At 61.1% G+C, this 22,909-nt stretch carries 17 protein-coding genes and 4 pseudogenes; 6 read left to right on the top strand and 15 right to left on the bottom strand.

From position 1 onward, the window contains the following. Nucleotides 1-45 precede the first annotated feature (45 nt). A pseudogene (gene tnpC / locus P6U28_RS15345) lies at nt 46-1,673 on the top strand (IS66 family transposase). Here tnpC and P6U28_RS15350 read toward each other — a convergent pair. The 13 genes and pseudogenes from P6U28_RS15350 to P6U28_RS15410 form a co-directional block, all read right to left on the bottom strand. Then, complete coding sequence (locus P6U28_RS15350; RefSeq protein ID WP_407122625.1) at nt 1,674-2,063, bottom strand: hypothetical protein; 390 nt, start codon at nt 2,061-2,063, stop codon at nt 1,674-1,676. 1,755 nt (nt 2,064-3,818) lie between these two features. After that, nucleotides 3,819-4,319, bottom strand: coding sequence for a hypothetical protein (locus tag P6U28_RS15355; protein ID WP_407122626.1), 501 nt, complete (start codon nt 4,317-4,319; stop codon nt 3,819-3,821). A 256-nt stretch (nt 4,320-4,575) separates the two neighbouring features. Next, the gene (locus P6U28_RS15360) at nt 4,576-4,980 is read right to left on the bottom strand and encodes a hypothetical protein (RefSeq protein WP_407122628.1); all 405 of its coding nucleotides are present in this window, start codon (nt 4,978-4,980) and stop codon (nt 4,576-4,578) included. A gap of 325 nt (nt 4,981-5,305) precedes the next feature. Then, entirely contained in the window at nt 5,306-5,782 is a 477-nt protein-coding gene (locus P6U28_RS15365) for a hypothetical protein (protein WP_407122629.1), read from the bottom strand. Nucleotides 5,783-5,870: 88 nt separating this feature from the next. After that, entirely contained in the window at nt 5,871-6,188 is a 318-nt protein-coding gene (locus P6U28_RS15370; RefSeq protein ID WP_407122631.1) for a DUF1236 domain-containing protein, read from the bottom strand. Between the two features lie 219 nt (nt 6,189-6,407). Further along, nucleotides 6,408-8,528, bottom strand: coding sequence for a glucans biosynthesis glucosyltransferase MdoH (mdoH, locus tag P6U28_RS15375; RefSeq protein WP_407122633.1), 2,121 nt, complete (start codon nt 8,526-8,528; stop codon nt 6,408-6,410). Next, nucleotides 8,516-9,895, bottom strand: a complete 1,380-nt coding sequence (locus tag P6U28_RS15380) for a glucan biosynthesis protein G (protein ID WP_407123076.1) — start codon at nt 9,893-9,895, stop codon at nt 8,516-8,518. The genes mdoH and P6U28_RS15380 overlap by 13 nt, the downstream gene beginning before the upstream one ends. A 292-nt stretch (nt 9,896-10,187) precedes the next feature. After that, a pseudogene (locus tag P6U28_RS15385) lies at nt 10,188-10,369 on the bottom strand (DUF3606 domain-containing protein). Between the two features lie 422 nt (nt 10,370-10,791). Next, the gene (locus P6U28_RS15390; RefSeq protein WP_407122635.1) at nt 10,792-11,442 is read right to left on the bottom strand and encodes a sensor histidine kinase; all 651 of its coding nucleotides are present in this window, start codon (nt 11,440-11,442) and stop codon (nt 10,792-10,794) included. After that, nucleotides 11,382-11,921 carry a hypothetical protein gene (locus tag P6U28_RS15395; RefSeq protein WP_407122636.1) on the bottom strand — a complete coding sequence of 180 codons (540 nt, stop codon included), beginning with the start codon at nt 11,919-11,921 and terminating at the stop codon, nt 11,382-11,384. Before P6U28_RS15395 ends, P6U28_RS15390 begins: the two co-directional genes overlap by 61 nt. Nucleotides 11,922-12,262: 341 nt before the next feature. Beyond that, nucleotides 12,263-12,427 (bottom strand): annotated as a pseudogene (locus tag P6U28_RS15400) (transposase); the annotation flags it as partial. Between the two features lie 196 nt (nt 12,428-12,623). Beyond that, entirely contained in the window at nt 12,624-13,808 is a 1,185-nt protein-coding gene (locus P6U28_RS15405; protein ID WP_407122637.1) for an MFS transporter, read from the bottom strand. Between the two features lie 579 nt (nt 13,809-14,387). After that, on the bottom strand, nt 14,388-14,678 hold the full coding sequence (locus P6U28_RS15410; RefSeq protein WP_407122639.1) for a hypothetical protein: 291 nt from the start codon (nt 14,676-14,678) through the stop codon (nt 14,388-14,390). On the opposite strand from P6U28_RS15410, the gene P6U28_RS15415 reads away from it, so the two are divergent. Further along, nucleotides 14,668-15,951, top strand: a complete 1,284-nt coding sequence (locus tag P6U28_RS15415) for an ISNCY family transposase (protein ID WP_407122640.1) — start codon at nt 14,668-14,670, stop codon at nt 15,949-15,951. The genes P6U28_RS15410 and P6U28_RS15415 overlap by 11 nt on opposite strands. Here the strand turns inward: P6U28_RS15415 and P6U28_RS15420 are convergent. Beyond that, nucleotides 15,938-16,441, bottom strand: a complete 504-nt coding sequence (locus P6U28_RS15420) for a hypothetical protein (RefSeq protein WP_407122641.1) — start codon at nt 16,439-16,441, stop codon at nt 15,938-15,940. The two genes, P6U28_RS15415 and P6U28_RS15420, sit on opposite strands and share 14 nt — an antisense overlap. Nucleotides 16,442-16,875: 434 nt before the next feature. Further along, nucleotides 16,876-17,442 carry a TetR/AcrR family transcriptional regulator gene (locus tag P6U28_RS15425; protein ID WP_407122643.1) on the bottom strand — a complete coding sequence of 189 codons (567 nt, stop codon included), beginning with the start codon at nt 17,440-17,442 and terminating at the stop codon, nt 16,876-16,878. Nucleotides 17,443-17,534: 92 nt separating this feature from the next. On the opposite strand from P6U28_RS15425, the gene P6U28_RS15430 reads away from it, so the two are divergent. From P6U28_RS15430 to P6U28_RS15445, 4 genes and pseudogenes are all read left to right on the top strand, one after another. Continuing rightward, the gene (locus tag P6U28_RS15430) at nt 17,535-18,935 is read left to right on the top strand and encodes an FAD-binding oxidoreductase (protein WP_407122645.1); all 1,401 of its coding nucleotides are present in this window, start codon (nt 17,535-17,537) and stop codon (nt 18,933-18,935) included. Nucleotides 18,936-19,093: 158 nt separating this feature from the next. After that, nucleotides 19,094-20,086 (top strand): annotated as a pseudogene (locus P6U28_RS15435) (methyltransferase). Between the two features lie 25 nt (nt 20,087-20,111). Next, nucleotides 20,112-21,461: a tyrosine-type recombinase/integrase gene (locus tag P6U28_RS15440; RefSeq protein WP_407122647.1), complete on the top strand. Its 1,350-nt coding sequence runs from the start codon at nt 20,112-20,114 to the stop codon at nt 21,459-21,461. Further along, complete coding sequence (locus P6U28_RS15445; protein ID WP_407122649.1) at nt 21,449-21,853, top strand: tyrosine-type recombinase/integrase; 405 nt, start codon at nt 21,449-21,451, stop codon at nt 21,851-21,853. The genes P6U28_RS15440 and P6U28_RS15445 overlap by 13 nt, the downstream gene beginning before the upstream one ends. Nucleotides 21,854-22,909 lie beyond the last annotated feature (1,056 nt).

Below are 22,909 nucleotides of genomic sequence, written 5' to 3' on the forward strand. Positions count from 1 at the left end.
AGAGTCGTTCGTCACTCATGCGGAGTTGTTGTAGAATCACTCTGCATGAGTGATTTGCCTTTCGATCCAGCATTGCTCCGTCAAACCGTGATAGTGCTATCGTCACGGCTTGCGGCGTTGTCGGCGGAATGCAGCTCGCTTTCGGCCGAGCGTGATGCGGCAATCGCCCAACGCGACGCTGCGATCCAGGAGAACGACAAGCTCCTGATGATCCTGTCCCAGTACAAGCGCACGATCTTCGGTCCCCGCTCCGAGACACTGGATCTCGGACAGCTGTCTCTCTTCACCATCACGGCACAGGGGTTCGTGCCGCCGCCAACGACGACGTGACCGGAGGCAGGCTGCCCGACGGAGCGGAGGACCGTGGAAAGCGACCGGCGCGACGCAACCGTGGGAAGCTTCCGGAGCATTTGCCGCGCATCGATGTCGTGATCGATATGGAGAGCCAGATCTGCCCCTGCTGCGGCGAGCAGCTGCACAAGATCGGGGAGACCGTCAAGGAAGCCTTCGACGTCATTCCGATGCAGTACCGGGTCAAGCGCATTGTGCGCCCGCGGTACGGCTGCCGGGGATGCCGCCAGGGTGTCCTGCAGGCACCCGCGCCGGCCCAGGCGATCGACGGTGGGATGGTGACGGAAGCGTTGCTGGCCCACATCGCGGTGATGAAATACGGGTACCAGCTGCCGCTGTATCGCCAGGAACAGATGTTTGCCGCCCAAGGCATCACGCTCGACCGGCAAACGCTGGCCTCGTGGATGGGCCGCGCCGCCTGGTGGCTGAAGCCGCTTCACACGTTGTTGCGCGACACAGTGATGTCCTACCCGCGGCTGTTTGCCGACGAGACGCCGCTGCCAGTTCTCGATCCCGGCCGTGGCCGGACCAAAGTCTGCCAGTTCTGGGCGATCGCCACCGATGACCGTCCGTGGGGTGGCCCGGCGCCGCCGGCGGTGGTCTACATGTTTGCCGAGGATCGCAAGGCGATCCGCGCCAAGCAGCTGTTCGGGGACTACCACGGCATCCTGCAGGTCGACGGCTATGCCGCCTACAAGGGCCTGATCAAGAACGGCGGCCATCTGGTGCAGCTCGCGTTCTGCTTTGCGCATGCGCGGCGGAAGTTCTGGGACGTTCACGTCGCGACGAAGTCGCCGATTGCCGCGGAAGCGCTGCAACGGATCGCGATGTTCTACGCCATTGAGGATCGCATCCGCGGTCTGCCAGCGGCGCATCGGGCTGCGGTGCGGCAAACCAACACCAAGCCGCTGATCGAGGACTTCAAACCCTGGCTCGAAGCGCGACTGCTGGAAGTCTCGAAGAGGTCCGGTCTGGGCAAAGCCATCCGCTACACCCTCAACCATTGGGACGGCCTGACGCGCTTCATCGATGACGGACGCATCGAAATAGACAGCAATACGGTCGAGCGCAGCATCAAGCCGATAGGCCTGGGAAAGAAGAACTACTTGTTCGCCGGCAATGAAGGCGGCGCCGAGACATGGGCCATTCTCGCCTCGCTCATCAACTCGGCAAAGCTGCAAGACATCGACCCGCGGCACTATCTGACCGATGTTCTCGAGCGCATCGTCTCTGGACGCACCAAGATCAATCAGCTGAACACGCTGCTGCCGTGGAATTGGAAGGCCGAACGCGACGGTTCGGAGGCAAAGCTCGCCGCTTGATCAGTTCGACGGCAAGCCGTCAGGAACTTCCTGCGCATCGCTGGCGTCGTCGTAGATCTCTTCGCGGATCACGCGCAGCGTCACCTCGTGCAGATACACTTGCAGCGCACCCTCCAGCTCGGTGAACTCCGGCAGCAGGACTCGATCGACGAAGCCTCGTGATGCACGGACCATCACCGTGTTGCGTCGCTGCCGGTGATAACGAAACGGCCGCAGCCCATATCGGCGGCAAAGCGCCAGAAAAAGATGCCGAGACCATTGGTCGGGAAGTGAGAATTGCTGTTCGATCGGTGGATCGTGGCGAGCGAGTTCCTCGACCCTAGCTCGCACCCGCTGCAGCGCGGCTTCCGCCGCAAGGCGCTCACCAGCAGTTCCGGCACCTGCGAACAAGGCCTCGATCTTCCGAAGCTTCTCGCGCAGCTGCGACTCGCTGGTCATTCTGATCTCGTTACCCGCTCCGAACCAGGGTCACCCCATCACCGCGCGCCGGCGGCGTCAATCATCCCGACCGCGCTATCCAAAGCATTCCGCGCAAGTCAAGCCCGGGCACCGGTGATACTATCGTGACGCTCACGTTTGATGACAGCGCAATCGACTTTCTTTTTGAGTGCATCGGCTCGAAACATAGTTGGATGATGGTTAGCTTGTGATTACTCCGGGCCGTACGTTTGATCCCGATTTATTTTGGCCCGGTGCGTTGCACTAGGAAGACCGCCCTATGGGCGGTGTTTTTCTGCCTGCCTGGCGACAAGCCAGCAAGCAGGTCCCGTCGGGACCTAAACCGAACGATCTATGAAGTGAAATACGACGGCTAAAGCGGCTGGCAATCCGTGCCGCTGCAGACACGGCACGGCATGGCAAGCGCATTCTCTATTTTATGAGCCGAGCCACGTCGCGCCTATAGATAGGCGGCAGAATTGGTTCCCACGAACCAGAAAGGGCTACTTACCTATTTCTACTGCACTCGTGGCCAAGGGTAGGCTTGTTCTGAGGAGGCTTTGCGGTGCTGGACGAGCCCCAATGGAAATAGCCAGCCATCTATCGAACTCGGATGGACCGGCGGACGTCCCAAGCACACGTCGAACTCTATTCACGCCGGGACAACTAAGGATTGGGAACCGGGTCGGATTTCACCTTGCGTTCATCGCGTTCAACCGCGCCGGGAAGATCAAGGCACTTAGCTGTGGATCTTCATACTGCGGAGGCTTCAATTCATCTTCTCGCGGAGGTCGTTCGCGTACTCCTCGATGATCCGGCGCGCCTCCTCCAAGCGCGTTGGCTTGGTCTCAGGCGAGTCCGGTTCGGAGGGCTTATCCATGCCGGAGGCTTGGAGCTAGAGCGCCGGTCGCCATTGAGCTAGATCAACGTACTTACCGTTCCAGCTCCCTCAATATGCGGTCGCGGTCATCGATGTGAAGGCTCTGCGTATCTCTCATGGTGGCCAGCACGGCCCTCGCGCCTCTAGTATCGTGGTTGTGCCGATCCAGGTCCGCGATCAGCGCTTCCTGCTTGGCAAGAAGGGTCACGCCTTGCGCAATATGGCGTTCCGCAAGCTAAGTGCTCAAGGATAATGGCGCGGTCCATGCCTCAGCCACGACCACCCACTGTTTCATCGAGATCCTTGGCAGACGCCTTTTTCGAAAACACCCGAACTGCGTTCGAGGCAGATCGTGTCGTGCGCGACATCCGCCCTCGAGGGCGCCGGGCACCCGTGCTCCGTATTCACATCATGCGAGGGCTGGTCGCGCAGTTGCACAGCAATTGCACGAGGAGCATGCGGACGGGAGCGGCCCGAATGGACTACCGTCAATGAATCTGCCGGCGCTCTGGATTCGTCCCCGAGCGGAAAGGGCCGCCCAAGACGGCCCCTTCGTTGTTCAGTTACAAGGGCGCACTGCCGAAGCTGAAGCCTATGCTCGGCCCGCCGCCGTAATAGCCGTACCCCAGGTCGTAGTAGCCGGAGCCAGCTTAGTATCCGTAGCTCCGGCTCACGGCAAAACCGTCGTCGCCCCCGTAGTAGCGTTGGACATAGCGCGGACCGCGGGTCCGGAAGCAGCGGCTGTACTCATTGCAGACTAGGCCGATCTCGTCATGTCCGAGCTTGACGAGTTCGTCGACCAGCCGGGTGACAAGCTACACTCACTGTTAAGCTAGAATTCTCCGGCAAGGGTCACGCGAACCGCAGGGCTCAGCCGCATGGATATGGCGGTCAGCGACACCGTCGATCGGCTCGCCAGGCAAGCGTGAGAGGTAAAAGTATTCGATCTGATTGGTCTGTGCGTTGAAGAGATTGAGAACGTCAACTTGAAGCCTTAAGCCGTTGTCGAAGCGGTAGCCGACTCGCGCGTTAAAGATCAAAGCGGCACGCGGTCGAGAGGCGTCACCGTCATTGGGATCGACCGTGATGGTAGCCCCGCGAATATCATTGCTGTGCAATCCATAGCCTGCGTTGCCGTAGAATTCCGTTTTGAACCAGGGACCAAGCACAATACCGGTCTTTGGGCTCGTCACGGCAGCCTGAGTATTACCTGAATTTTCTGGCGCATCGCTTAAAACGTGACCTGCGAAAAAGTCCTCGCGGAGGCCAACTGTGGTTCGCAGCCAATTGGTCCACCTGGTCGTCGAGTCAGTCCAGATGCCAAACATTGCCTTCTTGGACGCGGTCCTCGCGGAGTCGAAAGCAGTGCACGCTGCTCAGTCTTGAAAAGACCGACGTGAATGTCGTCATAGCGGTTTTGGATCCCGGTAAACTTTCCAGGCGCTCTCCCTGCCATTCTTCAAGACGACATCGTCGACCATCTTTACGCTCCCGGCGACCGATCCTATCGCTGGCAACTCAACACGGTCCGCAAAGTTTCCGGTTTTTCCCTTTCTGGCGAAGTCAGCGGAAGAGCACGCGCGTTCAGCACGCTTTGGCTCGGGCCCGTTCGCGTGCCGCGCGGCGGCGCTGCAGGCGCTGGCTTCGGCCGGAGCGCCTTGCGGCAAGAAGCGAAGATGCTTCGGCTGATGCCAGAGGCCCCGCTGCTGCGACAGCGCTCTCCGTGCGCATCTCGGCAGGCCTTGCTTCCATGAATTCGAGCACGGCACGCCCCTTCTCAGTGATGCGCCATCCGCCATTCATACGCTCGACCAAACCTTGCGAAAAGATGTCGAGCTCGGGCACGCCAGCGGCGAGACGCTTGGTCCGCTCGGCCCAGTCGCGCCCGCTCGTGGCCAGAAATGCCATATCGCGCTTGAGGTCCGCCATGACGGCGAATCCATCGGGATAGCTCACCAGGATCTTGAGCACAGTGACCTGGAAGTGCACCCCTCGCCTTGCTCCGCCTATCGCCACATCGTCGGAGTGCCGTGGAGGGCCTCGCGTTAAACCTGCTTCAGCCTCTCGGGCGAGGCGTCGCCGTCGGTAGCCGCTTCCAGAATCCTTGACGCCAAATGGGTGCGCGCCCCGGTTTCGAAGCGCGACAGCTCTTCGCACACCTCATCGAATACGGCGCGCAAGAGCGCGGTCGGGGTCTGTTGCGGTCCAAGCTCGATGCTCTCGAGTGAAACTGCCCCGCGCCGAGCACCCATTGCCCGCTCGCCCGCCGGGGCCAGCGGCGCCACCGGCACTGGTGGGAGCAGCCCACCCGAAGTCAACGAAGGCTGCCTCCAAGGCGCAGCCATTTCCTTTGCCGCCACGCTCCAGCATTCACCACCATCCGCCAGCAAATGGATCTGCCCGCTCGAAGGCGAGACGCCGGTCGGGTGTCCTTTTCTGCAGCTTGGCCGAGCGCTTCGGATGCGGGCGGGCCGCTGCGGAGGCTCGCAGAGACGCCTCTTTCTTCATCTGAGCGGCCGGCGCTACAGGCATTTGCGGCCATGGCTTCTCGCACTTGCTGCCGGGGTTCTTCAGGCGAATCGGCCTGCGTAATTGTCGGCAAATCGGCGCGCGGACGGGTGTCGAACACGATCTTCTCCGGAAGCGTTCGCGCCGCGGCGATCCGAATGATGGTCCTGTCGAGATCGGACGGGCCCGCGCGCTGGACGGGAGCCGGCAGGTACCGATCCGCAACGAAGAGCACCGCCAGCAGTAGCCCGCCGACGAAGACGAAATAACGGATGATCGGCATGACGGCCGCTCTCAAATGAGAAGTCAGTTATCGGCAGGGGCCGGGTTGGGGTGGCGGGCCGCTGCGATCAGCGACCCGCCAGGGAGGCTTAGTCGATCTCCTGGACGACCGTGCGGGTCGACGGATCGACCAGCATCACGCGCTCGCCCGAGTAGACATAGCGGTACTTGGTGAGCGAAGGACCCCAGTCGGCAGGCACCGCCTCTACTTCGACTTCGCGGGGCACGGGCTGACCGACCACGATCTTCTCGCGGGTCTGCACCGGCCGCACTTTGTGCTCGGTAATGTAGGTGCGGATCTTCGTGCGATATTCCGGCTCGATCTGGACGGCGGCCGCGTAACCAGTGCCGGTGGTGGTGACGACCGTCGACTGCGCCATCGCGCCCGTCGAGATCAGCGCAGCCATGCCGTCGTCAGTAGAAGCTTGTCCATGTTGTTCTCCTCGCCGCCAGATGCGGCATGCGAGAACCCGGGAATGATGGCAAGGTTCCGGAACGCGGCAGGATAATTGCCTGATTTCCCGAATCCTAAAGGCGAGAGCGCCGACACGCGCAGCGCGCGGGAAGTTGTCTCGGGTCAAGGACTGGTCGAGCCTAAGCGAAGTCTGCCAAGCACTCGGTGCGCGTTATGGCTTCTGCAACACGGTCGAGAGCGACGAGCCGTCGTTCAAGATCGAGAAGACCTCCCGCGAGGACAGATGCGCGGCGGCTTCCTCGAACGTCTCGCTCACATCCGCCCTGGCACGGCCGATCGCTAGGTTGACGTCGACCGTATCGGGCCGGGCGGCGCGAGGAGGCGGCAGCTGGGCGACGTGAAAGGCCAGCAGCTTGGGGTCTTCGCGAAGCTCCACCAGGGCGGGTTTGATGCCGACCTCCGCCGCCGCACTCAATTCGTTGGCCCGGCGCAGGACCGAAGGCGGCTCTCGGTCTTCTGGGGTGGCAAACAGTTTGCCGGGAGCGGGCCTAGCGGTCAGCGCACCGATAGGGACAGCGAACAGCAGGCCAACGATGACCGGCGACATCCAGAGCAGAAGGGGCAGAGAAACGGCGTAGGCGCTTGCGGCCATCGCAACGCCGCACAAGGTCGGAATGCCGTATTTCCGATATAGTTCCCCGCGCTCCACCGTGCCGTCGTCCCGCCTTTGCGTCTGCCAGCCGGCATCGCGGCCCGCCAGAATCTCGACGACCGCGATCGACTGAAAGATCATCATCACCGGCGCCATCAATGCCGAGACTACGATCTCCGCGAGAACGCCGGCCGAGGCACGCAATGCGCCGCCGAATTGGCGTCGCTCCGAGCGCCTCGTCCAAACAAGGAAGAGGCTGAGCAGCTTCGGCAACAGCAGCAGTCCCATCGTGGCGACGAACACCCAAATGGCCAGCACGGGATCCTGGGCAGGCCAGGTCGGAAACAACGAGAAACCCTTCGGAAAGTACTCCGGGCGCACGAAGCGGGCCTGCAGCGAGATCAGCATCCCCAGCAGCAGGAAGAGCAGCCAAAGCGGCGCCGTCAGATAGGCCCCTATGCCCACTATGAAATGCAAGCGCGACACCCAGTGGATCCCCCGCGCCGGCACCACGGCGAGGTGCTGAAGATTGCCTTGACACCAACGACGGTCGCGCGCCGCGAAGTCAAGCAGCGAGGGTGGCACCTCTTCGTAGCTTCCGCCGAGCGTCGGCAGCATGTAGATGCCCCACCCGGCCCGCCGCATCAGCGCGGCCTCGACGAAATCGTGGCTGAGGATGTGCCCCCCGAACGGCTTGCGCCCCCGAAGCTGCGGCAGCGCCGCCGCTTCCGCGAACGCCTTCACCCGGATGATTGCATTGTGGCCCCAGTAGTTGCCTTCGGACCCGTGCCACCAGGCCACGCCGGCGGCAATCAGCGGTCCGTACAGGCGGCCCGCGAATTGCTGGACGCGGCTGAACAGAGTTCGCGCATTGACGATCATGGGGAGCGTCTGGACGAGGCCGGCGGTCGGATTGGTTTCGAGGGCATGGACCAATTGGACGATGGTCTGTCCGCTCATGAGACTGTCGGCGTCGAGCACGATCATGAACTCGTAGACGGCGCCGAACCGCGTGATCCACTCCGAGATATTGCCGGCTTTCCGGGCCGTGTTGTCGGCTCGATGACGATAGTACAGCCGTGGCGTTCCAATAGCCTGTCGCAAGGCGAGGAGCGCCTTTTCTTCGGCGACCCAGATGTCCGGATCGGTGCTATCGCTCAAGACGTACCAGTCGAACAGCTCCCCGTGAGAGGTCGCGTCCAAGGACTCGATAATCGCGCGAAGCCGCGCCGTCAATCGATGCGGGTCTTCGTTGTAGGTGGGAAGCAGCATTGCGGTGCGGTTCGCGATCAGAGGCGACTCCGCCTCTGCCGCGAAGGCGACCTGACGATGGGCCAGCAGCACGAAGAAGCCGGCAAGCGAGGAGGCGAACGAAAATGCCACCCAAGCGAGCAGGACCAGGAAGAGCGCCAGCACCATGGCTTCGAGAACCGTGACGCCGCCGACCTCCAGCACGCGATACATCTCGTACCCGCCGGCGCCCGTGAGCACCGCTGTCGAGAGCAGGATGACGCCGCGCCGCCAAGCCATCGTGGGTGCGACCGGCGCAGGAACGCGATCGGGTACCCGGCTCTTTCCGAGGTCGCCGGGAGCCATCGGAAGGGGCGACTCGCCCGGCAGAAGGCGTTGCGTCGCGATATCGCCGGCGACCGGCCGCGGAGCTGCGCTCAGGGTGCCCATCGGTAGACCCAGACTTCCGACAAGGGCTTGTCGCCTTCGGTCAGAAACGCCCGCAGTTCGATCGGTTCGCCTTTCACCTGGCATTGGAAGCTGAGCCGCCAGCCACCGGTGTAGGGATTGGGCTGCGTGACGATATTCTTCACCTCGGACTTCTCGGCAGTCACCACGCCTTTAACACCGGCAGGATCGATGCCCTTGAGGTTATCGCCGACCACATCTAGGACGAAGAGGCGGGCGTCCTCGCCTCGCGCCCCTATCCCGCTTCGCGTGAAGCGGGCCAGCGAATGCGGTTTCGGGCTATCGGGTCCCCAGTGCAGCCGATAGGTGTAGTTGTGTTCGCCCTTGGCGTGCAGCGGGTTTTTGGGCCGCCAGAATGCGGCTATGTTGTCGTGGACCTCCTCCTTGGTCGGAATCTCGAACAGCACGACCCCGCCCTCTCCCCAATCCCCGATCGGCTCCATCCAGAGGCTTGGGCGTTTTTCGAAGCTGGATTCGATATCCTGGTAGGCGAAGAAGTTTCTCTCCCGCTGCATCAGGCCGAACCCGCGGGGATTGAGATCCTGAAACGTGCTGATCTGGAGGTCACGGGGGTTGCTCAGAGGCCGCCAGAGGCTTTCGCCCTTGCCGTTGAAGATCGCGAGGCCGTCGGAATCGTGGACGGAGGGGCGGAAATCGTCGATGTCGTTGCGGTCGTTCGGGCCGTAGAGGAACATGCTGGTCATGGGCGCGAGACCGGCCCGCTGCATTTCGACCCGCGGGTAGACCGACATCTCGACGTCGAAGACCGTGGTTTCGCCCGGCCGCACGGTGAAGCGGTAGCTCGCGGCGCAACTTTTGCTGTCGAGCAGAGCATGGATGACCATCGAGGTCGCAGCCGGCGCCGGCCGCTCGAGCCAGAACGCTTTGAACAGCGGAAATTCTTCGCCCTTGGCTTCGCCAGTATCGATCGAAAGTCCGCGCGCGGAGAGCCCGTACGTCTGCCCCTTGGCCACGGCTCGGAAATAACTCGCCCCGAGGAAGACGCAGACCTCATCGTAATAGTCCGGACGGTTCATTGGCGCGTGGATGCGGAAGCCTGCGAACCCAAGATCGACTTCCTCGAACGCCGGGACTTTCTCGCCGAAAGAAAAGTCCGCCTTGCGGTACTTGATTTCGATGGCCTTTCCGCCCGCAACCTCGAAGATGTTCACTCTGTTCTTGTAGAAGAAACCGCGATGGAAGAACTGCGCTTCGAACGGAAGATTCTTGCCACGCCAGAGCGCGCGTTCAGGCAAGAACCGGATCGAACGGTACTGATCGTAGTCGAGGTCCTTCAACCCGCCCGGCAGCTTTTCATCCGGCGCCTCGAACGGCTTGCTCGCGATCATACGGGCCAAGTCCCTCACCGTGGAAGGCCCGAACGAGGTATCGGACGCAGTGGCGAAACAGCTGCGCGAAGCGAGCAGCAGCGCCGGCAGCAACGCCGATCCCTGAACAAGCTGGCGTCGGTTCACGTGCTCTCCTACTCGCTACTGCTGCCGCCATGCAACGGCCACCGCGCCCGCGAGTTCCACTGGATGGCTATCGCTGGCGCAGAGCGCGCGCAAAGGCCCGATCAGCCGCAAAACGGACGGAATTCGGAGAGCCGCGAGCTTCGCTCGTCGCGGCCGCTCTGATGACCTAACGGGCGAGACGATTCTCGACGCGCTTGCGGGAATTGCCGACCTTCCTGACAGCCTTCTTCACCGCCGAGGAGCGCCCGGTCTTCTTTGGTACATAGCGGAGTTCGTACTCCTGCCCTTTCGCGACCAGGCGCGATCCTGCTTGCGTCCGCGCGCGGTCTCATTCTTCGTAGCGGCCATCGGCTCCTCTTTCCGCTTCAGTTGCACCTCGACCAATCTTCGACTCGCCGGACGGGTTCCGACGAGGAGATGATCCGCCGGATGTTGGAGGCCTGCGGGGCAGCAGGCCGGTTGTGCGGCGAGGAGTGCAACAAGCACGCGGAGATGCACGAACATCGCCGTATCTGCGCCGGAGCGTGCCAGTGATGCATGAGCGCCGGTGAAGACGCCGGAGGCGCTATGGCGCACTGAAGGGCTTGCTGACCGCAGCTTTTCCCTTCGGACGAATGGTCAAACGGCGAATCAAAGCGGGCAAAAGGCGTAGACCTCCCGCTTTGCTGGCACCACGGAGCTGGTGCACCGGGATGTAGCCCTTGGCAACCCATCTTCATCGGCAAAAACGATCCGTGGATCGCAATTTTCGGAAGAGTGTGTGGCCGGGATCAGTGTGTCCGGCGTGCCCCCGCGGACGACGAGAGCGGGAGTCGCCGAAGAGAGGCAGATCTCAGACGACAGCTAACGCGGATGCGCCCGCACTCGGACAAGCAAGCCGCGATCCAGCCGTTCGTACGAAGTTTCGCCTTCCGCTGTTGGGCGAGCAGCTGAACGATCCGCGATCCCAATCCGCTTGGGTCCGCTCCCTCGCGGAGGCCGACGCCGTTGTCGGAGACCGACAACTCGATGCCACTTCCGCTCCAGAACGCCACCACGATGTGGCCCGGTCTGTCACAAGGAAAGGCGTACTTCAGCGAGTTCGTGACCAACTCGTTCGTGATCATACCGATCGCGAGTGCATGGTTGTTCGGCAGGTAGACGTCTTCGCAGACCACCTGGAAAGCGATCGGTCCGGACGGAGCCAGGGATTGGAAGACCTTCTCGACGACGTCGTTCACGAAATAGCGCATGTTGACCGATCGAGAATCCTGCCTAGGCGAGAGGTGGTCGTAAACCTCTGCCATCACCTGCAACCGGCGCGCAGTGGCTTCCAGCGCGGCCGCGACTTCCGGCCCGCCGTGCCTTGCCTCCAGCCGGATCATTCCGCCAAGGATCGTGAGGTTGTTCTTAGTCCGGTGCGCCATCTCCTGCAGCAGCACGGCCTTGTCTTGTCCGCCAGCATGACACGCCGCAGTTCAGCGCGCTGGAATTCGGCGACGGTCGCCGTACCGGCTGCAGTAATCGCGAAGAGAGCGTTGGTCGCAAAACAGTCGATGCCGTTGCTGTTGCTGGCGGCATAGCTGAGATAGGCGCCAACGGCGACGGCGATGATCGCTGCGAAAATTCCGGAGCCTCGGTCGAAGATCAGGCCCGACAGAAACACGCCCGGGAGCAGTAGGAAATATCCGGGCGCGCCGGTCTGCATCTGCAACGCTATCTGCAGTACGGCGCAGGCCAGCATGATGCTCGCTGAGATGCCGTATCGAACGGGACTCGGAAGCCAATGCTCTAGAACGAGCGGGTAAAGCCTGTTCATGGATTGAAAAACCGCCTGCCGTGGATAGCCGTTCCTTGCCTGCTGCACCAATTCTACGCAGCGGGCAGCTTGTCCTGCGAGTCCATCGGAACCGTATCCCACGTCAAGGGGTTATTCCAGCGCTGCCCGCGACCGGCCTAGAGTGCCGGGCCAGTTTTGCCGGTAATAGCCAGTGCCAAGTCGTTTTGCCCGATGAGACATTGCACGACCAATTCGGGAGCTTGCGCGCAATGTCAGTGTTGGGCAGGCCGGCGAGAGGCGGGAGCACCAGGTTGTGAAATGGATGCTTGTCGTTCTGGTCGGCGGCGTCACGCCCGTGAATACGGAGCTGGTCTTCGACAAGTTCGTCGACTGCCTCGCTGCCGAGGAGCAGATGCGAAAGCATTATGCAGACGCCTTCGACGCGTGGGATCGATGGGCCGCGGCGAACTTCGAGCGACGGGCCGCTTGGCCCCCGAGACCTCCATCCCGCCAAACTTGGCGTTCCATTTGTAGATGCTGGCATCGCTGACGCCGTGCTTCCGGCACAGATCGGCAACCGACACGCCAGCCTCGTGCTCCTTAAAAATCCCGATGATCTGCTCTTCCGTAAAGCGGTTGCGCTTCATGCTCTGGTCCTCATATGGGCCAGAGCGAACTTCAATCTGGATTAAGTCCAGGGGGCAAGGTCAGCGGGCACTGGCTTTGCGCGCCTCCTCCAAGACCGATGATCCGCAGCGGCGACAGGGATACTGCGCGTACTCGACGTCAGCCCGCCGACGTTTGACCATCAAATCGTGGTGCAGCTAAAATCTAAAGCTTGCATCAGGTCGCACTGATAGTGTGATCCCGTGTGTTCGCTAACCCAACCCAGGCCAGCGGAAGTGCTACAGCACAGAGAGCTGCCATCGGAAAGAAGGCGGCTCCGGGATGCGAGGCATACAGAATGCCGGATAAAAAGGTCAGCGCCACAGTTACCAAACCTGAGCCAAATGCGTAGAAGGCCTGCGCGGTTGCGGCGGCGCTTCTCGGGATCAGATTACCCATTATGCGCATGCACGCGAGATGAAGCAAAGCGAAGGTCACCCCGTGTAGCGGCTGTATCAGCGCAAGCACCAGCGCGGAGGTCGTCAGGCCGGCAACACACCAACGCACGATTCCGGCTCCGGCCGCCAAAACAGCTGCACCGCGGGGGCCCCAACGATCGAGGAATGCCGGACCGATGAGCAAGAACACGAACACTTCCGCAATAACCGCTTCTGACCACAGAAAGCTGATCACCGCAGGGCTTATGCCAGCTTCGGTCCACCGTATCACAGCAAATGCATCGTGCATTGCGTGGCTGCCATAGACCAAAGCTGATACCAGGATTACGGTTCGAAACGGCGGGATCGCAAGTAGTGAACCGACCTCAGGGACGGAAGACCTAGCCGCACGGTGACGTGCGGCCCAATCGGCCACACCAGGTAGCAATGCTGTAGCGCCAGCGGCCGCGATCAGAAGCCCCGCGTTCATCCAGATGATGGCTGAGAAATCGGCGGAGCTAATGAACTGGCCGACTCCGAGGGTCCCCAATATGAAAGCTGCCGAGGCGGAGCCTCTTATCCAGCCGTACTCGAACTGCCTTCCCGCTACCCGAGGCTTAGCCACGTTCACCGATAGCGCATCGGCGATTGACGTCGTGGGAGCAAGAGCAGCGGCCTGAGCTAGCGCGATAAGAAGCAACACGAGGAACGTATGGGCCCAGATCAATGCGGCCGCGGCCGCGGCGGCCAAGGCAGCACAGCTTGCGAGCAGGAAACGCAACGTTCCTATGAAATCGGCAAGAAACGCAACCGAGGGTCCAGAGGCGAGCCGCATGAGCATGGCGGCAGCCAGCAGCATTCCGATCTGCTCGGGGGCCAGGCCTTTCGTTTCAAAAAACTTTGGCCAGAAAGGAGATGCGACGCCGAACGCTGCGTACAGGGCGACGTAGAGGAGAATATAGGCGACTGGTCCAGTAATGCGCACTGGCTTGTGGCCTTGAGATGAGTTTGGCAGGACCTTTTGTGGCACTGCCCTATGAGGTCTTGCCCCACCGGCCGCCAGCCAAATTGAACGGGTGTTGGACCGCCCGGATCGGGTCAGATCGTGGCCTCCTGACGTCGGCGGCCTTCTGTTCGCGAACTAACAATCGTCGTCGAAGTTTATACTGGCGCCGAGTTCCAGCGAAGTGTGAAATATCGCATGCCGACCAACTCCTGTTGCAGTCGCCGTTCAGCCGGTGAGGAGGAGCGGTGCTACCTCGAATCGCTGATCCGGGAGGATTTCGAGCGATGCCATCCCGGTGACACACTGGAAGATCTCAAAAGGCGGGCCGCTTTTTCAAGGGAAGACAAGGGACTGCTGCGGGATTGGATGGCAATAGCTGTTAGACGCGCAGCCGATGACTCGGGCCATAACCATTGATGTGGGTGCTACCCGGGAGCTATTCGATGGCGGCCACGAGGTTAGTCCGATCAGGAAAGACGCAGGCACAGAGGCCGCTGCCAGAAACGCTTTGGCAAGCCACGCTGGATATCGTTCGACAGCTGATCATGATCTCTGTCCTTAGCCTTTCTCGATAGTGATCTGCGACTCAGCCGCCAGACCGGCCAGCGAATCTGCGATTGTTCGGCGCAACGCATCATCTGGAGTATCGGTCGCCTTCCAGACAATAATCCGTGGCGCCTCGCTCCGTCGTGACCAGACCAAGCTGTATTTACGTATGAGGCCGCCCGCTTCTATCGTCTCAAGCGCCTCCGAAAGCGCGTCGTGGAGCTTCAGCTCATAACAAACCTCTTGCCGAGACAGCCGACAGTTGCGGGGGACGGCAATCGTGGTGGTGTCAATGAGCGACAAGGAGTTTTCGCGGCTCAATATTTTGATGGAGGTACAAGCCGGGCGATTGCGGGTGTCAGAGGCCGCCACGGTACTTCAGTTGCAACGGCGACAGGTGTTCCGGCTGCTCCGTTCGCTACGCGAGCATGGAGCGGCAAGCTTAGCCTCCAAGCGTCGTGGCAAGCCCAGCAACAACCGGCTGCCGGCGCCGGTGCGCGAGCTGACGATGTCGCTGGTGAAGGCGCGTTATGCGGATTTCGGTCCGACATTGGCCGTGGAGAAGCTGCGGGAGGTCCATGACTGCCGGGTGTCGCGCGAAACGCTGCGTCAGTGGGTGATTGAAGAAGGCCTGTGGATTGATCGCAAGCGCCGCCTGCCCTCCGTACATCAGCCACGACATCGGCGCGAGCGAACTGGCGAACTGATTCAGGTTGATGGCTCGCGACATTACTGGTTTGAGAACCGCGGCCCGGAATGTTCGCTGATTGCCTACATTGATGACGGTGCCAGTCGGATCATGCACGCTGCGTTCGTGCCGTCGGAATCAACGCTGGACTATCTGCGTGAGACCCGGACGTACGTGGAGCGCCATGGCCGTCCGATCGCCTTTTATTCGGACAAGCATGCCATCTTCCGCGTTAACAACCGCGAGGCCGAAGGCGGTGACGGCATGACGCAATTCGGCCGCGCGCTGCACGAGCTCAACATCGACATCATCTGCGCGAACAGCCCGCAGGCCAAGGGCCGCGTTGAGCGATCGTTTGGGACGCTGCAGGACCGACTGGTCAAAGAACTGCGCTTGGCGGGAATCGCGACGATTGAGCTCGGTAACGAGTTTCTACCGGGGTTTCTGGCGAGCTACAATGCCCGCTTCGGCAAGGTTGCGAAGTCGGACCAGGACGCACATCGCCCGGCTGCCGATCTGACGCCGCTCAGCGACGTGTTTGCCTGGAAGGAGGAACGCACGGTAACCGGCAATTTGACGGTGCAGTACGACAAGATCCTATTCATGTTGGAAGAGAACGAGATCACGCGGGCGCTCGCGCGTCAGCGCGTTACCATTGTCGATTACCCGGACGGCCGGCTGGCGATCCGGCATCGTGGGCGCGACTTGCCGTACCGCACGTTCGACAAGTTGCGGAAGGTCGATCAGGCGGCAATCGTTGAGAACAAGCGGCTGGGTGAAGTGCTGGCGTATATCGCCGAACAGCAGCAACTGCGCGATGAAAGTCGCACTCAGAAAGCGCCCCGGCGCCGTGGCCAGGCTGCTCGGCACATGTTCAAGGCAACATAGTCCCTGCCCTAAGCGTGACGCTGCGCCGAACCATCGGCTTGCCCTTGATGCGGCCACCCTGGAGCATGGTGAACGTGCAACTCCGCCCGTCCTTACCGAGCCGGAAGTGCCGGTTGCCGGTGTAGTTCTTGTCGCTGCGGATCGTCATTGGCCGCAGCCTGGCACGCTTCCAATCCTTGGGTTCGAGCAGGCCTTTCCCCCTGCGTTCCAGGTCCTTCCGACCGTCAAACACCATCCTCCCATCAGGGACCCGCTTGTGCAGGTCCATTCCCTCGAGCGTGGCACAGTGCAGCGCCCAGGCGTCGAGCACACCGCCAGCGAAACGCGACTTCACCAGATCGCGCAGCGGCTTTTGCTTGACGGGGGCGCCGGACGCATCGGCGGCGTTCGCATAGGCCGTCCGCACCGCCGCCGAATAGACGCGGCGGCAATCATCCAGAAAGGCTTGGTCTTCGGCGGAGCACCGATATGGCAGTGAAACGGTCTGCATGCTCTCAGACCGCCCGGCGCGACGGAAAGAGTCAACGCGGTCACGTCACGAGACCCGGGAAAACTCAAGGATTCGTTTGCCGGTCAGGACGTCCGCCGGTGCCTTTGAGCATATCAGGGGCGCACCGGCATTTACGATAATCAGAACCAATCTTGCCGATCCACACGATTTGCCGGTTACGCTGTTTTTTCTCAGCCCATCATGTCGAGGGTCATCTGGCCGCCTTCGTTAACGGGCTTGGGCTCGGAAACCGGCCAATTGTGCAACGGCGTTCCACAATTGGAACTTCAGCCCCGCTTGTAGTCATCCGTAAACCACCGACGTTGACGTCCTTCCATTCGACACCTCCTGGCTCTTCGAGCCTACTACAGGTGTCCATCAATTTGGAGGAAGTTCACGGTTCCACTTGTCGTGCGCGGGCACTTACCTCCGCGCTACCCCTTCAGAAGCCGCAACGCAGCTTCGGATGCCGCCGTAACATAACGGCGGTCGCGATGGACTAGCAGCATTACTATAGCCCCTTCAGACAGGAGTATCAGCTCGCGCGCACGGGCTTCGGGGGCAGGAACCTTTGCCCGCTTGAGAACCTCGCCGAGTTTATTCTCGAGCAGAGCCTTATGGCGGCGTGCAATGACGCGCGCCTGGTGACCAGGAAGATCTGCAAGCTCGATGACAAACCGCGTAAAGCCGGTTCCGGCAAAATCCGGTCGCGCTGACCACACAGCAATGTCGTCGAACATCCTTTGAATAATCTCTTCGGGAGTGCCCGAGAGATGATCGCCAAATGTCTTGAAAGCGGCCAGAGCAAGCTGGTGTTGGGCTTCGAGTACCGCGCCAAGGAGATCGTCCTTGCTTCTGAAGTGATAGTAGAGTGTGCGCTTCGTAACGCGAGCTGCAGCCACAATCTCATCAAGACTAACGCGGGTATAGCCCCGGCGACGAAACTGCACATATGCAGCATCGAGAATGGTTTGCCGTGTCTGTGTTGCTGAGCGCGGCATTCGTTTGCTCCCGCAATGTATACTGGTAAGTGAATTTACAGCATCTCCACAGTCGCGAACAATGCCGCCCCATAAGGATCGAGGAGGCGGTCATGCTTGATAGGCCAACAAAGCAGCAAAACCCCGGGGCGGTCAGCGCGGCACTAGCTGAACTTACTGCGTTGTTCGGCAATCGGCTCGTCACGTCGCTCGCGGTGCGTGAGCAGCATGCCAATATCACGACCTGGCACCCCGTAGCGCCGCCCGATGCTGTGGTGTTTCCCCAAAACACGCATGACGTTCAGCAGATCGTGCGCATATGCGCTGGGCATCGTGTACCGGTCATCCCGTTCGGCACAGGGACGTCGCTGGAAGGCCACACCAATGCGCCGTTCGGCGGAGTCTCAATCGACTTGAAGGACATGAACCGCATCCTTGAGGTACACCCCGCGGATTTCGACTGCGTCGTTGAGCCTGGAGTAACCCGCAAGCGCCTAAATGACGAGTTGCGCGATCGAGGATTGTTCTTTTCGGTGGACCCGGGCGCCGACGCTTCGCTAGGCGGCATGGCCTCGACAGGCGCATCGGGAACAACCACGGTGCGCTACGGTACGATGAAGGACAATGTTGTGTCCTTGAAGGTCGTCTTGCCAAACGGCGAGCTGATGAGCACCGCGCGCCGCGCACGGAAGACTTCTGCAGGTTATGATTTGACAAACTTGATGGTGGGCGCGGAAGGCACGCTCGGGATCATCACAGAACTCACACTCAAGCTGCATGGCATTCCTGAGGCAATATCTGCTGCCGTCTGCCGCTTTCCGTCCGTTGATGCAGCCTGCCGAGCCGCAATCACAGCGATACAGTCGGGCATTCCGATGGCTCGGGTCGAACTACTGGATGAGATGCAGGTGCGTGTATGTAATGCATACTCGAAACTAAACCTTCCAGAGCAGCCGATGCTCTTTCTTGAGTTCCACGGCTCCGAAGCAGGAGTTGCCGAACAGGCGACGCGGTTCGGCGAGTTGGCTAGCGAGTTCGGGAGTGCCGGCTTCGAATGGACGAGGGGGACGGAGGATCGCACTCGGCTCTGGCAGGCGCGCCACGACATGTTCTGGGCGATAGCGTCGTATCGCGCTGGTGCGAAGGTCGTCGTCACCGACGTATGCGTGCCGATCTCGCAACTTGCGGAATGCGTCGCTGCCGCGAGGAAGGAGATTGAGTGTGCCGGATTGATCGCGCCGATCGTCGGCCACGTGGGTGACGGGAATTTTCATGCCAGCCTAATGGTGATGATGGATGACTCAGGCGAAGTCGCCCGCGCCAAGGCTTTCATCGAGCGGCTGGCATCGCTTGCAATCGCCGCGGACGGGACCTGTACCGGCGAACACGGGATCGGCGAGGGCAAGAAGCATTTCCTCCTACCCGAGTATGGGGAAGCCGCGGTCGAGGTAATGCGAACGCTCAAGCACGCGCTCGATCCAGACGACATCATGAATCCCGGAAAGGTCGTTTAAGGCAGGTGTAAAGGGCTCAGTATGCAATTTTGCGAACCGAATTTGCAATCTTTCGACGGCCCGGCCCGCTTTTCACTACCCTAGCCTCGAATGCGGGATCCGAGAATACGGGGCATAAGCCAGGGAGGTGAGCAATGAATGCCGCATCCGATCAGGTTATGGATCTCATATTTGGCCGCTGGCGGAGCCAGACTCTCTCCGCCGGCACGGAACTCGGCATATTCGATCACCTTGATAAACGAGGGGCGAAGACGGCGCACGTGTTGGCCGCCGAGTTGGGCGTCGATCCCGACCTGCTCTACCGCCTGCTCAGGGCGCAGGCGACCATCGGCCTCCTTGAAGAGGATAGCTCACGGGGGTTTGTACTCACCGATAAGGGCGAGCTCCTGCGCTCGGATCACCCCCAATCCCTGAAGCCCATGGCGCGGCTTGAGGAGGGCCCGCAGCACTACGCGCTTTGGAAACACCTCCCCGCCATGGTGAGGGACGGCAAGCAGAATGCATTCATCCGCGAGTTTGGTTGCATGGCGTTTGATTATGCGCGAAAGAACCAGGACTACGCCGAGCGCTTCAAACAGGCGATGACCAGCTACTCGGCGGTGCAGTCCTCCCTGGTTCTGGAGGCTTTGCGTGGCTACGACTTCTCCGGCATCCGCACCTTCTGCGATGTGGCAGGAGGTTATGGACATCTCATGTGCGCGTTGCTCCTGGCCAATCCCGGCCTTCGCGGAACCGTTCTTGATCTGCCCGAAGTGGTGGAGGACGTCCACGAGCTATGGGCGACGAAGCTCGAGCTCCAGCAATGATGCCAGTATGTGGCCGGCGACATGTTCGAAGCCGTGCCCAAGGCCGACGCCTACAGCCTCAAGATGATACTTCACGACTGGAACGATGCGGAGTGCATCAATCTCCTGTCCAACATCCGGAAGGCGGCGACCGCTCCGGCGCGAGTGTTCGTGGTCGAGCACGTCGTGCCCGAACATGACGTGCCGCATTTTTCCAAGCTCTTTGACATTCACATGATGTGCTGGGGCTCCGGCCAGGAGAGGACAGAAGCACAATATTTGTCCCTGTTGGAGCGAGCCGGTTGGACGCCGGCCGGCTCGTATTACCCCGCCAATCGCCAGATGGGAGTCATCACCGGCCTTTGAGAATGAGCCTGCTGCGGAGGATGAGATGAAAATCGAGGGGCGTTGTCACTGCGGATACATTACCTACGAGGCCGACATCGATCCGGACAAGATCCTGGATCTGCCATTGCACCGACTGCCAAGCGTTATCTGTGTTCTCTTTGGCGCACGGCGCTTTCTGGATTGGCTCCGCCATCGCCATCCTGGCCAAGACCTCGAGGCGTTGACGGCAGAGCATGTCCTTGCCGCTGTCGAGTATCGGCTGTCGCTCTCGGCGACCTCAGGCACTCGCACGGCGGCGATCTCTCACATCCGAACGTTTCTCCGCTTTCTGCATTGGGGTGGCCACCACGAGCAGGATCTGGCTCCCGTGGTTCCAAGAACGCCATATTGGCGAATGGCCCATTTACCGCCCCGGCTTTCGTGGGATGATGTTCGCCGCGCCATCGATGCGATCGGCAAGGCGACGCCGATCGACCTTCGCGATCGAGCTGTCCTGTTGTTGCTCGCCACCACAGGCATTCGCAACGGCGAGCTACGCGCTCTTCAGATCAGGGATATCGACTGGCGAGCTGGCGAGGTTTTTGTCCGGCGCACCAAGGGCAAGCGTGACCGAGTGGCCCCGCTCATCGAGGAGACCGGCGCCGCGCTCGCCGACTACATCCTGCGGGCTCGATCGAAGGTCGATAGTCAGCATCTGTTCCTGTCCTTCACGCCGCCCGTGGGACCATTCAAGTACGTGTCGTCTGTTTCGAGGATCGTGCGGAAGCGGTTGCAGCATGGTGGGATCGAGCTCGGTCGCGTCGGAGGCGCACATCTCCTGCGCCACAGTCTAGCTACCCAGCTCGTGGGGCGACGAAGGCCGATCAACGAGGTCGCCAATCTTCTAGGGCACCGGAGCATCAACACAACGGCGCTGTACGTGAATGTCGCGGCCTCGCAGCTCGCTGAGGTCGCACTCCCCTTTCCGGGGCGGCGCCGCATGACCGCCTTCGCCGCATTCCTCGACGACAAGGTCGAGCGCTACATCGAGCTGCGCCGCTCCCTCGGCTACGCCTTCAACAAGCAAGCCGGCACGCTGCGGGCTTTCGTTCGCTACGTCGAGCGATCTCAGCTGGGTGCGCCCGCCACCCGGACGATGGCGCTGGACTTCGTCCTGTCGTTCGGTGGCGCCGCCGACAGCCGCGCGGTCCGTCACGGCGTGCTCCGCCGATTCTACGAGTACCTGGTCGTCTACGACCCCCAGACCGAGGACTTGGAGCGCAAAGCTTTCCCGCGGTCCAGGGCGATTCCGCCGCCGCGCATCCTAAGTGAGGCTGAGCTGACGTCGCTTATCGACGCATGCAGCTTCATTTCGCCGGGGAACCCTCTCAGGGCCGCACGATGGCGACGCTAATCGGATTGTTGGCCAGCACAGGATTACGATCGGGCGAAGTGGTCAGCCTTGTTCGCGGCGACGTCGATCTGACCAGCCGGGTCGTCCTCGTCCGTAAAACCAAGTTCCGTAAAGACCTCCTGATTCCTGTTCACCCAACGACCCAGGCAGCCCTTCGTCGATACGCCCGTGAGCGCGACACCGTGTTTCCCAGGCCCAAAGGGGAGGCCTTCTTCCTCAGCTCGCGAGACTGCCGTCTGTCGGCGACCGGCCTGCAAAGCAACTTCGCTAAGGCCTGCAAGCTCGCGGGTCTTGACAATGGCAAGCCGAACGCACTGCGTGAAAGCTACGCGGGCGTGGCCCATGAGCATCAATGGAATGCGATCAAGAATCTACCCTTCGAGAGTGTGTGAGGGGTGCGCGAGCCCGCGGCTGCGCCAAGGTAAGAGAATTGGAATGAGGCGTGACGTCTTTCTTGACTATATTCGCGCGATGGCCGCGCTATTTGTTTTCTTCGCCCACAAAGGAGACAAATTGCCGGGCGGATCGATTGGCGTAAGCATATTGTTTGTCTGAGTGGCTATCTCATAACAAGAATTTTGATCGACCTCCCAGATCTATCGATCGCCAACATCGCCAGGTTCATCTTCCGAAGATGGATGCGGATATGGCCGCTAATGTGACCATTCTCATTTCTTGGATGACAGAGAGATGGCTCGAGCGTCCGGGGATCAGACTGTCAAAGGCCATTGCTGCGTTCAAGGAACGCGCATGACGTTCTAGCCTGGACGCGGGCGCTCGCTCACACCTCGATCTCTCTAGGCTTTCGCCCCGCTACGGGTTCGGAGTTCGGCGCTGGCATCAAGTTCGCCACCGAAAAGGCTGGGTTGAACGGCACAAAAGCGGGACCTTCGTGCGAATGCTGGCGCCCAGGGAAAACTCGCTGGCTTCTCCTAGCTGACGCCACCGCCTCGCTTCCGAGCATGTTGCTCGAGCTGCTGCTTCAGCAACTGCTGAAGTGGGCTCCAACAAATTTCGCATAGGTCGCGGCTTCGTCCGGCATGACCTGCCGATCCCCATCGGCCCCAATTGATACTGATATGAGCCCAACCAACATGATTGTCCGCTTCCCGCAGGCAACAATCGCAGACGAACGTCGTCTCGGTGCTCATCATCCAACCTCCGGTTCGCTTAGCCGAATAACACAGGCCGGCAACCGACGTTCCCGCAGAGGCAAGTGGGTCAATGCTCGCATCAGCGGTGCCGGACGGCGGTTTCTGCCTCACCGATACCCTTCCCCGTAGTTGCCCCGGCATGATCTGAGCCCTCGGCGTGGTTACCGTGGCCGGCATCATGTCCTCGCCGGTCAACGCCGACCCGCCAATCCTGATCTGCTCACGTTGCCGGCGCCCGATGACGTTCTTGGCGACGCTCCCGGCCATCATCGACCTGCCCCGAGTGCACGCCTT

This window comes from Bradyrhizobium sp. STM 3561 (assembly GCF_045571455.1).
GTDB lineage: Bacteria > Pseudomonadota > Alphaproteobacteria > Rhizobiales > Xanthobacteraceae > Bradyrhizobium > Bradyrhizobium vignae.